Raw genomic sequence first — 12975 nt, forward strand, 5'->3', positions numbered from 1 at the left:
TCGCACTTTGTCGAATAGGATAAGAAAATTTTTGATAAAAACAGATCAAAAGGGGAGAGCCACACATGAAAAAAACGTTATTGTCCATTTTCGCCGTTACATTAATGCTGACTGGCTGCGGCACCGCTAAAAATGATACAGCAGCTCCGGCCGCTACGAAAGCTGCAGAAGCAACAAAAGCGCCTGAAACCAAATCACCCAAAAAAATCATTCTAATAACACCAGAAAAAATTGGTGTGAACCCTTTCTTTGCTCAAGAGGATGAGGGTGTTAAAAAAGCAGGTAAAGAATTTGGCGTTGATGTGAAAACGGTAGAATCTACGGATGCCAGTGCAATTGAACAAAACCTGCGTGCTGCTGTTGCTGATAATTATGATCTTATTATCACCAGCTCCTTTGAATCCGAGGATGCTCTGAAAAAGGTTGCTGCTGAAAATCCGAAGAAATCTTTTGCTATTATTGATACAGTTGTTGATTTGCCGAACGTTAGAAGCGTAGTATTCCGTGAGCACGAGGCAGCATACTTGCTTGGTGCGGCTGCGGGTCTTGCAACTAAGAAAAATGTTGTCGGTATGGTGGCAGCACTTGATATCCCTTTGATCAAAAAATACACAGTCGGTTTCCAAGAAGGTTTGAAATCAACGAATCCGAATGCTAAATTCATCGTCAACTATGTAGGAAGCTTCACAGATCCAGCAAAAGCGAAAGAACTGGCGTTGACGCAATTTGCTCAAGGAGCAGACTTCATCGCAGCAGCATCAGCTGTAGGCGATTTGGGCGTGTTCGAAGCAGCTAAGGAAAAAGGCTTCTACACATCCGGTCAAGATATCGACCGTACGGTGACGGATCCTGAACACATCGTTCTCTCTCAATTGAAAGGTACAGACAGCGTAGCTTACCAAACCGTGAAAGATTTCGTAAATGGAACCTTTAAATTTGGCGCTATGGATTACGGCTTGAAAGAAGACGGAGTAGGTCTTACTTTTGTAACAAAAGAAAGCAAATCCAAACTAAGTCCATTTATTGGACAAGACGTTGTGACTAAAGTTAAAGCCATCAAAGACGATATCGTAGCTGGCAAAGTTACGGTTCCGAATCCTCTGAAATAGTAGTAAGTCCTTAAAACATAATATAACCCCGGAAACTGTTTACGGCGACGTAGGCAGTTTCCGCATTTCTAGGAAAGGAGTGCGAAACCCGCTATGCTGCTTCAAATGAACCAAATTACCAAAACCTATGGAAGCCTGACAGCTAACTCCAACGTAGATTTTTCGCTGCGCGAAGGTGAAATCCATGCGTTAGTCGGCGAGAATGGGGCAGGTAAAACAACCCTGATGCGCATCCTTTACGGAATGGAACAGCCAACGTCGGGAACGATTATTTTACGAGGAAGAAAAATTCAGTTCGTGAATCCTACGGATGCGATTCGACATGGCATCGGTATGGTGCATCAGCATTTCATGCTGTTTCCTTCTTTTACTGTGGCTGAAAATATTGTCATCGGCAATGAACCGCAAGTCGGCGTGAAGTTCGACCGAAAGAAAGCTGCCCTGCAAGTGAAGGCATTGTGTGACATGTACCGACTACCCATTGATCCACCCAGGAAAGTCGCTGACCTTCCGCTAGGATTACAACAGCGTGTTGAGATTTTGAAGGTGCTTTATCAAGGTGCGGATATCATTATTTTGGACGAGCCTACTGGCGTTTTGACACCGCTTGAAGCTAAGGAACTTCTTGTCATTATGAAGAGCTTAGCGAGCCAAGGTAAAAGCTTCATTGTCATCACGCACAAATTACATGAGGTCATGGAAGTTGCGGACCGAGTTACGGTGCTCCGAGACGGTAAAATCAGAGGGACTGTAGATACTTCGGCAACTAACGCAGAAGAACTTTCTAGATTAATGGTAGGAAGAGAACTGGTGCAAACGAGCAAAAGTGCCGCGAATTTTGGTGAAACTGTTCTCGAAGTGAAGGAGATTACCATACAAGGCAAGAAAGGAAAGCCAGTGCTTAATCGTGTCAGTCTTGAGGTGAAGGCTGGTGAGATCTTAGGCGTCGCTGGTATTTCTGGTAACGGACAGTCTGAATTGATCCAAAGCATTACAGGACTCCAACCGATTGATCAAGGTCACATTCGTTTGATGGGCAAAGACATTACAGGCCGTTTGGTTCGTGAGATCAGAGAAAGCGGGCTTTCGCATATTCCTGAGGATCGTTACCAATGGGGGGCTGCCAAGGAAGGCAGCGTACTTGAAAACGGTACAATGGGGCATCACAGAACGCATCGGCGTAACGGACTTTTGCAAGGCAAATCGCTGCGCAATATGGTTGACGGATTCATCCAGCAATTCCAGATAAAAACGGGTTCCCAGGATACGAAAGTCAAATTTCTGTCTGGAGGCAATCTTCAGAAACTGATTGTAGCCAGAGAGATTGCCCAAAAACAACCGTTCCTTATCGCTGCTGAACCCACGCGTGGCGTTGATGTTGGAGCGATGGAAGTGATCCACGATGAACTGTTGAAAAAACGTGATGAGCAGGGAGCGATTCTATTGGTATCTTCGGAATTGACGGAGATTCTTAAGCTTTCTGATCGCATTATCGTGATGTATGAAGGGCGAATTGCGGGAGAGCTGTCAGCGCAGCATGCGACTGAGGAGCAAATCAGTCTGTTGATGGCAGGAGGTGATTCCCATGCTTAATTGGAAAGGAAACATTGGTGCGCTGCTTCAACCGCTTATTGCGGTATGTATCGGTTTACTAGGCGGAGCCATTGCCATTGTTTTGATTGGCGGCTCTATTTCGGACACGTACGCACAAATGTGGAAAGGCGCTTTCGGCAATTTTTACTTTTTTACAAATACATTGACGCGAGCGACACCTCTTATTTTAGTTGGCTTAGGCGTTTCAATAGCCTTCCGCGCCGGATTTTTCAACATGGGTTCTGAAGGTCAAATGATCCTTGGTGCTTTAACCAGCGCGATGATTGCGCTCTATTTTCCTGGACCTGCACTATTTAAATTATTCGCCGCGCTGCTAGGCGGTATTGCAGTTGGCGGTATATGGTCAGCCTTTGCAGGTTGGCTTGATGCGCGATTTAAAATGAATTTGATTGTCACCACACTCTTGCTCAATTATATTGCAGCTTTGTTTGCAGGCTATTTGGTTGCCTATCCGCTCAAGGATAAAACAGGATCAGCTGCACTAGCACAAACAATGATGGTTGATAAAAGCATATGGCTGCCCAAGCTTTTCCAAGGGATGAGTATGCATGCGGGCTTCATCATAGCCATTGTTTTTGCGGTTCTCTTATTTTTGTTTATTAAATACAGTGCTGCCGGCTACGAAATCCGCATGCTTGGCTACAATCCGTTGTTTGCCGCTTATGGAGGCGTAAACCGAGGTAAATTAATGCTCGCCAGCATGTTCGCGAGTGGTGGCTTTGCTGGTCTGGCAGGCGCAGTCGAAGTGCTCGGTATGCAGTATCGCTATACGGATGGCATGATAACGAATCCGGGCTTCGCTTGGTCTGGCATTATGGCTACGCTGCTTTCTGGCGCACATCCGCTCGGTACGACTGTTGCGGCCGTGCTTCTGGCTGCACTGCAGACAGGCGGTATGGGTGTTGAACGAAACACAAGCATACCCCTCGAAATATCAAGTGTCATTCAGTCGCTCTTGATCTTGTTCGTCACGGCCAAGTTCAGTTATACCCTATGGAAACGCAGGAAAGGAGGGGGAAGCGGTGCAGCATCTTCTTGATGTATCTTTATTTAATTCCATGATTCGGATGGTTGCTCCGATTCTCCTCGCTGCGTTGGGCGGTGCGATATGCTCAAGAGTGGGTCTGTTCAATGTTGGTTTGGAAGGCTTCGTGCTTGTAGGTGCGTTCTCTGCTATTGTAGGCAATCATTATTCCGGCAATGTGTATGTGGCTGTCTTGATTGCGATTGCGGTGACGATGTTATTTTCACTCGCATTTGCATATATTAGCATCCATTTGCAAGCGAACGTGATCGTCGTCGGTATTTCGTTTAATTTTCTGGCGCTTGGCTTAACAGCGTTCTGCCTAAAAGCCATTTTCCATGTGAAAGGCGCGTTCTACGATAAAAATATGGTTGGGTTGCCGAAGTGGAATATTCCCATTGTTCAAGATATACCTGTGATTGGCGGTATTATTTCGGGCCATTCCCCGCTTATTTATTTGGCTTTTGCATTGGTGCTTGGCCTGCAGTACTTTTTGTTTAAATCAGTCCTTGGTTTCCGCTTGCTGGCCGTGGGTGAGAACCCAGTTGCAGCGAAAAGCATAGGCATTAAAGTAGTCCGCATGCAGTATCTGGCTGTGTTAATTTGCGGCGTACTTTGCGGGTTGGCAGGCGCTCAGCTTTCCCTCGGTCAAGTCACGATGTTTACCGAAGGCATGACGGCGGGCAGAGGCTTTATCGCTCTGGTCGCAACGATGTTAGGACAAGCCAATCCGCTTGGCGTCATGGCATCAAGCCTCCTATTCGGACTGATGGATGCATTCAGCATCAGGCTGCAGGGCTTCTCGCTGCCGACTCATTTTACACAAATGCTTCCTTATATTGTGACACTGTTGGCGATGCTCTTTTTTAGAAAGAGCAGTTACATGGCAGATGCTCAGAAAGCTAACGGAAGCTCGCGCTAGGTTGCTAAAAGGAGATAATGACAGATGGCAAAAGACACCAAAGCTGATCGGATCAGAAAAATGAAGGTTCCTTCCGTAGGTACCTCAATGTCAGACCGAGTCCCACCGGGGCAGGTCTTGACAGACAGGTTTCCTATTTTGCATGAAGGAGAAGTACCGGAATATGACATGACGGAGTGGACATTGCGAGTGTTTGGCGAGGTCGAAGAGGACAAAGTAGTCACCTATGAACAATTGTTGGCGATGCCTCAAACACAAGTCCTCTGTGATATTCACTGCGTAACCCGTTGGTCTAAGCTTGACACGGCTTGGGAAGGGATTCTATTTCGCGATTTTCTTCGCCTGCTGGATATTAAGCCGCAAGGCAAGTTCGTCATGCTGCATGCTGACAACGATTATGAAACGAACGTCCCGCTCGAGGATCTGTTGGGCGATCACGTTTTGTTGGCTTTGAAATATGATGGGAGGCCGCTGACTCCTAAACATGGTTGGCCTCTACGGCTGATTGTACCTCACCTGTATTTTTGGAAAAGTCCTAAATGGATTCGAGGTGTCGAATTTATGACAGCTGACCGCGAAGGCTTCTGGGAACAAAACGGCTTCCATAATGTGGCCGATCCATTCCAAGAGCAGCGTTTCTCGGGGGAAGCGATTCCTATTCCAGAAGATGAATGGGAAAAGAAGGAGTTTGATTGACATGCTATTGCCAATTTTACAGGTTCATTCAGAAGATTTATCCCCTTATGCGATCGTATGCGGTGACCCCTTTCGCGCGGAAGTCATAGCCAGCAAGCTTGATCATAGCAAAGAACTCGCCTTCAGCCGTGAATATCGCACGTTTGTCGGTGAATTCCAAGGAGTTCCGATTACGGTTGCAAGTCATGGCGTAGGCTCGCCCGGTGCAGCCGTTTGCTTCGAGGAACTGATCAAAGGCGGCGTAAAGACACTGATTCGCGTTGGCACAGCGGGCTCCTATTCAGCAGATGTTCCGCCAGGCAGCTTAGTCGTCAGTACGGCAGCCGTGAGGGAAGAGGGCTTAACCCGCCAACTCGTTCCGCATGGCTTCCCGGCAGTTGCTGACTTGGATGTCGTACAGGCGTTGTACGAAGCAGCATCAGAGACGGAAGGTCTTGTGCGCAGAGGAATTACCGTTACCCTGGATGCCTTCTTCCAGGGTGTCGAGGAATTTCCACACCGCAAGTACAAGCAAGCTGGCGCTCTTGCCGTTGAGATGGAAATCGCAGCGCTCTATGTAATTGCTTTATTGCGTGGCGTTCGTGCGGGTGCGATTGTTGCGCTGGACGGTTATGCCGATGCTGATTTGAGAGAAGTCTATAACCCTCATACCGATGTTGTCGCTCATGCGGTTGAACGTGAAATTATGACGGCGATTCGTGCCGTTATCAAACTGCACGCTAAGGCGTAGACACATTGGGATGGTCGGTGCCGCTGCGCTTGCTAAGTTAGAAGGGGCTGCTCCAAATAGGCTTTTTTGGATGTTAAGGCTCTCTATTTTTTGCTGTACTGTACTTTACTATGGTAACCAAAATTTGCCGAGGGAACGACGATCCGCTATTTGGACGAAAACACCCGAAATCATGAGGAAGAGGAACGAGGATGCGTAATTTCGCGTTTTTTTGTCTCCGGATCGCTCCTATTAATCAAATAGCGCACTCACGTTCCTCTTATTCGATTTTATGTGTAGATTTCCCGAGATAACACATCGACGTTCCGCTAACTAGAGGTCGGGGTGACTTTCCATTGCAATGGAAAGAAAACAAAAAAAATGAGAGGCAAGAATTAGCTTGCCACCTCATTTTTTTTGTTTTCTGTGCCCCTAAGTTATTTACTTTTGGGTCAGATCTTTATGCGTATGTAACGATTATGTAATTAAAAAATAGGGATTCTTGCTTTATTCCCATCTTTGGCATATAAAATGGCTTCTGAACTAAATAAATCAACGTGCTCTAACGGTTGAGCAAGGTTCATCGTTGTAAATTTGTTATAACGAAGAGCGTTGATCAGAGAGGGAATTAATTTGTGGTCCGTTCCAACGAAATTGACAGAAATCGGTGTTTTGTTAAATAGAATATTCATTCTCACTTCAACTCATCTCCTATAAAAAAATAAATATGAATAACTGAGAGTTAAGAATATCATCTATTAAATAATAAGTCCGTCGATTACCGTTGTCGGAATAACACTAGTTCTGTCGAGGTTCGGGAAAATAAAACAGGAGTAAATAGAGGCCGCTTGAACCAATGCGTTCAAGTGGCCTCTTCGTATTACAAAAACCGCCTATGATGCTTCTTCCCGTCAAAAGTGAACAAAACCGGCTTATCTTCGACGATGGTATGCATATGAATAGATTTGCCCCAGAGCTTGTAAATGTAGGGGAGTGTTCGCTCGACATACTTGAGATCAAGTTCGACCCCTTCGAAAGCATGCTTCAAATATAATTCGCCGCTGCGCTGGTAGTCCCCATCTTCCACGACGATGTATGGGAAACCACCATTCACTCTGGAATAAATAAGCTGGTCTCGCGTGTTTTCCCAAGTTTTATCCGTAATTTTCCATTCTGGCCCTTTCTTTTCAAACACGTACAGATCCAATTCTTCCACCAGAGGTTTATTCAAATAATTCCGGATAAAAGAGGTATCCGATTCGTATTCGCGGACTTCGAAGATTTTGGCACGACCATTCCCGGGTTTGCGCCCATGCCTTCTTATTTCTTCCTCCGTCGGATTGTCCCAGTGCTTCTCGATATCTTCATAAATTTTGAGCCCGAGATAATAAGGATTTAAGGTATGACGGGACGGAACTACGACCGAGGAGTTGAGCTTGGAGTACTCAATCGTCTCCTCTTCAGTCAAATCCAGCTCGCGCAGTATGCGTTGGTGCCAGTAGGAAGCCCAGCCTTCGTTCATGATCTTCGTTTCTAGCTGCGGCCAGAAATAGAGCATTTCATCACGCAGCATCGTCAGAATATCCCGCTGCCACTCTTCCATATAGGGGGCATTCTCCTCGATGAAGAGCAAAATATCTTTTTCAGGTTGAGGTGGAAAGCGTTTGTTTTCCTCTTTTTCAGGTGCTGAGGGGTTGTTCTTAACATCAAGATCCCATATATCCTCATATCCATAGGTTGCTACAGATCGGGCGGCTGGTGTGGAGGGTTTATGGGTTTCCTGACGCTTACGCGTCTGTCGGTAGGATAGGGTCAGCACAGGATCAATGTGCTCCTGAATAGCTAGCACGGCGTCAATGAATTGCTCGACTTCGTCAATGCCGTGTTCGATTTCATATTGCCGAATTCTTTCGGCGGTAGCGGACATGCTTTCTACCATATTGCGATTCGTGTTTGCGAAACGGGCGTTATTTTTAAAAAAATCACAATGGGCAAGAACGTGTGCGACGATCAGCTTATTTTGAATAAGTGAATTTCCGTCTAACAAGAAGGCATAGCAGGGGTCAGAGTTAATGACCAGTTCGTAAATTTTGCTCAAGCCAAAATCATACTGTGTTTTCATACGGTGAAAATTTTTACCGAAACTCCAGTGACTGTAACGCGTCGGCATTCCATAAGCACCGAAGGTATATATAATTTCGGCGGGACAGATTTCATACCTCATCGGGAAGAAATCAAGTCCAAAACCTTTAGCAATTTCCGTTATTTCATCAATGGCGTATTCGAGCTTTTGGATTTCAGTTTTACTCACTGAACAGCCACTCCTTCCTGCTTTGTAAAAAAGGTTTTCAGTGCTTTGTACACTTCGCCTTTCTCACGAATGACATAATGAAGAAATTTAGGATCATGAATATGGCGGAAAGCGGACATGAGTGTGCTGCTGCGATTATACTGGTTGACTTCTCCGTAACCGAACATGTTGGAGCGCTCCATTAACTGCGTAATGAGTTTCACACAGCGTTCATTATCTGACGTCAAGTTATCTCCATCGGAGAAATGAAACGGATAAATATTAAATTGTGACGGTGGATACCGTTTGTCGATAATATCAATCGCTGCTTGGTAAGCAGAAGAACAAATTGTACCTCCGCTTTCACCTTTGGTGAAAAACTCTTCCTCTGTGACCTCTTTGGCTTCGGTATGGTGAGCAATAAATACAATCTCAACATTCTCATACTTCGTGCGCAGGAAGCGTGTCATCCAGAAGAAGAAGCTGCGCGCTATGTACTTTTCGAAGGACCCCATACTTCCTGACGTATCCATCATCGCAATAATAAGCGCATTCGAGTGAGGCTTCTCTATCTCTTCCCACGTTTTGAAACGAAGGTCATCGGGGCTGATATGATGGATCCCAGGGGAGCTCGAGCGCGAATTACGGCGCATGTTCTCCAAAATCGTCCGCTTCTTATCGATGTTGGACATAATCCCTTTTTTGCGGATATCGTTGAAAATCACTTCTGTCGTGGTCATATTGCGCTTATCTTTTTTCTGCAAATTGGGAAGCTCCAGCTCAGAGAACAACATGGCTTGCAGTTCTTCCATGCTCACTTCCGCTTCATAGTAATCTTCGCCAGCTTGATCTCCTGCACCTTCACCCTTCCCAGGGCCTTGCGCAGGCTGTGGATCTGTCCCTAATACATCGCCAACTTGAGAGTCACCATCACCCTGCCCGACATGCTTTCCTTTACTGAAGTTATAGCGGAATCGGTATTCGTCCAGACTCTTAATAGGTACCTTTACGACCTGTTTCCCATTGGACATGACAATACTTTCGTCGGTAACCAGATCGGGAAGATTTTGTTTAATGGCTTCTTTGACCTTCTCTTGGTGCCTGGTCTGATCCTGATATCCTTTGCGATGCAAGGACCAATCCTCTTTGGAAACGATAAAAAGGGGCTCTGTCATGGGGACACCTCCTTGGAGTTTTGCTTTAGCGAAATTTACGTCGTAAGCTTTTGCTGAATATTATGGCAAGCATAATGCTGAACGGGCTGAGGTGAAAAAAGCTTGTTATTAAATATATTCAAATATGGGTGGGATATGTGATGCTTTGTAAGTTTGACTGACTGAAGAGTTGACAGGTAGAAAAGAATTGACATTATATGTCGAATATTCAGATTATTTAGTTCATTTTCCTCATTTTCACATCGATAGAAGGTGATATTGTCCTTAGCTAGAATTATGTTCAGAACATATCAGTGAAGTGTAACGCATGGAAGTGAGGTGAACCGTGATACGACAACGATCTATTCCTATCTTCATCCAATTGCTGGCCGGTATGTTTCTCATTGCGGCTCTGGCTATTGCGCTTACCAATCTGTTCAACTATCGCTTAACTTCACAGCTAGCGCTGAATCGTACGGCTGGATATACGCAGGAGTCTGTCGATCAATTGTCGGCTAAAATTGATGTGCTGCTGCGTCAATATGATCAAGCCTCCCAGATGATTGCATTCGATGAAAAGGTGCAGACCGCTTTGAACAAGCCGATTACGAAGCAAGGAGGGCAAGAGCAGCTTGCGCTGAACCGCTACCTTGCGGAGAAAACGCGCTATATCGCAGGTGAAATGCTCATTCACCTTTTCGACCGGGAAGGCAATGCTTACTCGTCTAATGAGTCGCTCCAGTTGTTTTGGCGGAAAGCCGATGACGCTGTGAGCGCTGTCACTTGGTACAGGAAAATGGAGGAGCTCGATGGTCATATGCTGTGGGTGTATGGTCCGGCTTGGCGAGACGGTGAGATTCCTGCCATTATTGGTGCCCGAAAGCTGAAGGACTCTCGAAACCTCACCGTACTGGGAGATCAATTCGTGGTGTTTCCTGTGGAGAAAATGAATCGGATGATTGGTGAAACGGGCCAGCGCATCGAGCGAAAGGTGCAGGTGATGGATTCCATAGGGAATATCGTGTATTCGACGGAGCCTCGTGAGATTGGAACGGCGGCAGATCAAGGGCTGTTTGCTAAGTTCGGCGGGAATGCGCAGCCTTTCTTCGAATGGACGACGAGGGAGGATCGCAAGCGGATGCTTGTGGCCTACGCCAAGTCCAATTACAGCGATTGGACAACCATCGCTTATTTCAAACCCGAAGCGGTGTACAGTGACGCTTCGCAAATGTGGGCGAACGCGCTGCTGACCATGGCTGCAGGTATCGGGATTGCCCTCGCGCTGGTTGCGTACTTCACATGGACGCTAACGAAGCCAATCCGTCATTTGGCCGATGGGATGAACAAGCTGAGCAAGGAAGGCATCAAGCCGATCGACCGGCCTTTTGCGAGCCGGGAGATTACGCAGCTGTATTCGAACTACAATGCCATGGTGCGTCAGCTGGAGGAAGTCGTTCAACGACTCTCCGAGCAGCAGATCAGTGCCCAGAGAGCGGAGCTTGTCGCATTGAAAGCCCAGTTCCGCCCGCATTTCTTATACAATTCACTGAATTTGATTTACTGGACGATTGAGGACGAGAGGCCGGAAAAGGCACAGGAAATGACACTCGCACTCGGAGAACTGCTTCGCTACAGCGTCCATCCGTCGACCGATTTCGTGACGCTCGGGGAGGATCTGGCGCAGCTGGACCGGTATTTATTGCTCCAGCGGGCGCGCTTCGGTGAGAAATTCAACGTTAGTATCGATGTAGAGGAAGGATTGCAGCAGCAAAGCGTGATCCGGCTCGTCCTGCAGCCGCTCGTCGAGAATGCCTTCCACCATGGCTTAGAGCATAAAGACGAGGGGGACTGGCTAATTCGGGTCCGGATCTACCGGCAGGGCGGCAAGATCCTGTGTTCTGTGGAAGACAATGGCGTAGGCATGCCGCTTACGGCCCTGCAGTCGCTTGAAGACTCGATTCATCGGGAGCAAGGCTTTGAGAAGAAGGCGGGTGGCATCGGGTTAAGCAATCTGCATAAGCAACTGCAGGCTTTCTTTGGTTCAGGCTACGGAATTCGCCTGATGCCAAGTCTATTGGGAGGACTGCAGGTGGTATTATCGCTTCCTTTGCTGAACCCGCCATCTCAGTTTGATAGGGAGCAAGAATTGTCAATGCTGGGTAAGAGAGGGGATGATGGCGCTGCCTAAATTATTTCTTCGAATTTCGCTAGTACTGGCAATGATCAGCCTGCTGTGCTCCTGCTCCCCCGAAATGGGCATGCCGAGTGTGAAAAGCTCTCCGAAGCCAAGTACGCTGCGTATCTGGCTGTGGCCGGGAAGTGGGCTAGAGCCGCTGATTAAGAAGTATGAAGCTGAAAATCCTCAGATGGATGTCGAAATGGTTACTTTTCAATACGACGATGTGGTGCCGAGTCTCATGACTTCACTGGCCACGAAGGCTGATTCCCCTGATCTTGTTCTGTTGGAGGCTTCGCAGTTGAATCAATTAAAGCGCTTCCAGAATCAGTTCTATAACCTCTATGATTATGGCGACGAGCGGGTTCATTATCTGGACTGGAAATGGCGGCAAGCGGAAAGCAAGAATGGTGGCTTCTTGTATGCCATGCCTGTAGATATCGGGCCAGTGGCGCTTGCGTACCGCCATGATTTATTTCAGGAGGCCGGTTTACCAACGGAACGGGAGGAGGTGGCGGCCTATCTGTCCGATTGGGACGCGCTGGAGCAGGCAGGAGTCCTACTAAAGCAGCGGACGGGGGCTGTATTATTCGATAATATAACGAATATCTTCCTTAGCTATCTCAACCAGTTTGACGGACAATATGTGCTGCCTGTGGAGCACGAATTAAGTCCTCATGTTAAGGAAGCTTGGGATCGGGCGGTGTATTTCCAGAAGCGTGGCCTCAGCGCCGGATTGCCGTCGCAAACCTCATCTTGGGCCGAAGGAGCGGTCAATCGAAAATTCGCCCTCGTATTGGCTCCCTCTTGGCTTCACGGCATGATGAAGAAGAATGCTCCAGCTACAGCGGGCAAGTGGGATCTGACCCGGGCACCTGGTCTGCCATCCAATTTAACGGGGACATACTTGGCGGTACCGAAGACAAGCTCATCTCCCCATGCGGCGTATAAGCTAGCCAGCTGGTTAACGGCTCCGCAGCAGCAGTTGGCGAATTTTATCGGCAGCGGGAATTTTCCTTCCACACCGGAATCGTACTCCTCTTCTAATTTCCTGGAGGTTCACGATTCCTTTTTCAACGATGCGCCTGTCGGTCAAATTTATTCTTACACGGCGCTTCGCTACAAATCCGGCTACGATGATTACGATTATACGACGATTGAAAGATGGATTCGCGACGGTCTTCGGCGGGTTGAATCCGACGGTGCAGATCCAGATTTAACGTGGAAAGGGATTATGCAGCAGTTTGAGACACTAAACCACGTAGAAGAAGGAGGGTAACC

Annotated in this window: 11 protein-coding genes; 8 read left to right on the plus strand and 3 right to left on the minus strand. The window is 47.2% G+C overall.

The window, feature by feature from the left end; genetic code table 11:
• The first annotated feature begins 65 nt into the window (after nt 1–65).
• The 6 genes from QFZ77_RS11655 to QFZ77_RS11680 all read left to right on the plus strand — a co-directional run bounded on the left by QFZ77_RS11655 (nt 66) and on the right by QFZ77_RS11680 (nt 6095).
• On the plus strand, nt 66–1109 hold the full coding sequence (locus tag QFZ77_RS11655) for a BMP family lipoprotein (protein ID WP_307439587.1): 1044 nt from the start codon (nt 66–68) through the stop codon (nt 1107–1109).
• Between the two features lie 93 nt (nt 1110–1202).
• Nucleotides 1203–2702, plus strand: a complete 1500-nt coding sequence (locus QFZ77_RS11660) for an ABC transporter ATP-binding protein (RefSeq protein ID WP_307439589.1) — start codon at nt 1203–1205, stop codon at nt 2700–2702.
• Nucleotides 2695–3762: an ABC transporter permease gene (locus QFZ77_RS11665; RefSeq protein ID WP_307439591.1), complete on the plus strand. Its 1068-nt coding sequence runs from the start codon at nt 2695–2697 to the stop codon at nt 3760–3762. Before QFZ77_RS11660 ends, QFZ77_RS11665 begins: the two co-directional genes overlap by 8 nt.
• Before the next feature lie 28 nt (nt 3763–3790).
• Nucleotides 3791–4669 carry an ABC transporter permease gene (locus QFZ77_RS11670; protein WP_373462734.1) on the plus strand — a complete coding sequence of 293 codons (879 nt, stop codon included), beginning with the start codon at nt 3791–3793 and terminating at the stop codon, nt 4667–4669.
• Between the two features lie 24 nt (nt 4670–4693).
• Nucleotides 4694–5365 carry a sulfite oxidase-like oxidoreductase gene (locus tag QFZ77_RS11675; RefSeq protein WP_307439595.1) on the plus strand — a complete coding sequence of 224 codons (672 nt, stop codon included), beginning with the start codon at nt 4694–4696 and terminating at the stop codon, nt 5363–5365.
• A 1-nt stretch (nt 5366) separates the two neighbouring features.
• Nucleotides 5367–6095 (plus strand): nucleoside phosphorylase, encoded by a 729-nt coding sequence (locus QFZ77_RS11680; RefSeq protein WP_307439596.1) that lies wholly within the window; start codon nt 5367–5369, stop codon nt 6093–6095.
• Nucleotides 6096–6559: 464 nt separating this feature from the next.
• Here the strand turns inward: QFZ77_RS11680 and QFZ77_RS11685 are convergent, their stop codons facing one another.
• From QFZ77_RS11685 to yhbH, 3 genes are all read right to left on the minus strand, one after another.
• Complete coding sequence (locus QFZ77_RS11685; RefSeq protein WP_029197871.1) at nt 6560–6772, minus strand: hypothetical protein; 213 nt, start codon at nt 6770–6772, stop codon at nt 6560–6562.
• A 182-nt stretch (nt 6773–6954) separates the two neighbouring features.
• On the minus strand, nt 6955–8385 hold the full coding sequence (locus QFZ77_RS11690) for a SpoVR family protein (protein WP_307439597.1): 1431 nt from the start codon (nt 8383–8385) through the stop codon (nt 6955–6957).
• Nucleotides 8382–9539: a sporulation protein YhbH gene (yhbH, locus tag QFZ77_RS11695; RefSeq protein ID WP_171688954.1), complete on the minus strand. Its 1158-nt coding sequence runs from the start codon at nt 9537–9539 to the stop codon at nt 8382–8384. Before yhbH ends, QFZ77_RS11690 begins: the two co-directional genes overlap by 4 nt.
• Before the next feature lie 325 nt (nt 9540–9864).
• Here yhbH and QFZ77_RS11700 point away from each other — a divergent pair, with 325 nt between their 5' ends.
• The gene (locus QFZ77_RS11700; protein WP_307439601.1) at nt 9865–11706 is read left to right on the plus strand and encodes a cache domain-containing sensor histidine kinase; all 1842 of its coding nucleotides are present in this window, start codon (nt 9865–9867) and stop codon (nt 11704–11706) included.
• Complete coding sequence (locus QFZ77_RS11705) at nt 11690–12973, plus strand: ABC transporter substrate-binding protein (RefSeq protein WP_307439603.1); 1284 nt, start codon at nt 11690–11692, stop codon at nt 12971–12973. The genes QFZ77_RS11700 and QFZ77_RS11705 overlap by 17 nt, the downstream gene beginning before the upstream one ends.
• Nucleotides 12974–12975: the final 2 nt, after the last annotated feature.

The organism is Paenibacillus sp. V4I3 (assembly GCF_030817215.1).
Lineage (GTDB): Bacteria > Bacillota > Bacilli > Paenibacillales > NBRC-103111 > Paenibacillus_E.

What these genes read in the sequence shown, in the direction of transcription:
- QFZ77_RS11660 (WP_307439589.1), top strand. Translation starts at nt 1,203, where the DNA reads ATGCTGCTTCAAATGAACCAAATTACCAAAACCTATGGAAGCCTGACA.
- yhbH (WP_171688954.1), bottom strand. Translation starts at nt 9,539, where the DNA reads ATGACAGAGCCCCTTTTTATCGTTTCCAAAGAGGATTGGTCCTTGCAT.
- QFZ77_RS11670 (WP_373462734.1), top strand. Translation starts at nt 3,791, where the DNA reads ATGGTTGCTCCGATTCTCCTCGCTGCGTTGGGCGGTGCGATATGCTCA.
- QFZ77_RS11705 (WP_307439603.1), top strand. Translation starts at nt 11,690, where the DNA reads ATGATGGCGCTGCCTAAATTATTTCTTCGAATTTCGCTAGTACTGGCA.
- QFZ77_RS11655 (WP_307439587.1), top strand. Translation starts at nt 66, where the DNA reads ATGAAAAAAACGTTATTGTCCATTTTCGCCGTTACATTAATGCTGACT.
- QFZ77_RS11680 (WP_307439596.1), top strand. Translation starts at nt 5,367, where the DNA reads ATGCTATTGCCAATTTTACAGGTTCATTCAGAAGATTTATCCCCTTAT.
- QFZ77_RS11665 (WP_307439591.1), top strand. Translation starts at nt 2,695, where the DNA reads ATGCTTAATTGGAAAGGAAACATTGGTGCGCTGCTTCAACCGCTTATT.
- QFZ77_RS11675 (WP_307439595.1), top strand. Translation starts at nt 4,694, where the DNA reads ATGGCAAAAGACACCAAAGCTGATCGGATCAGAAAAATGAAGGTTCCT.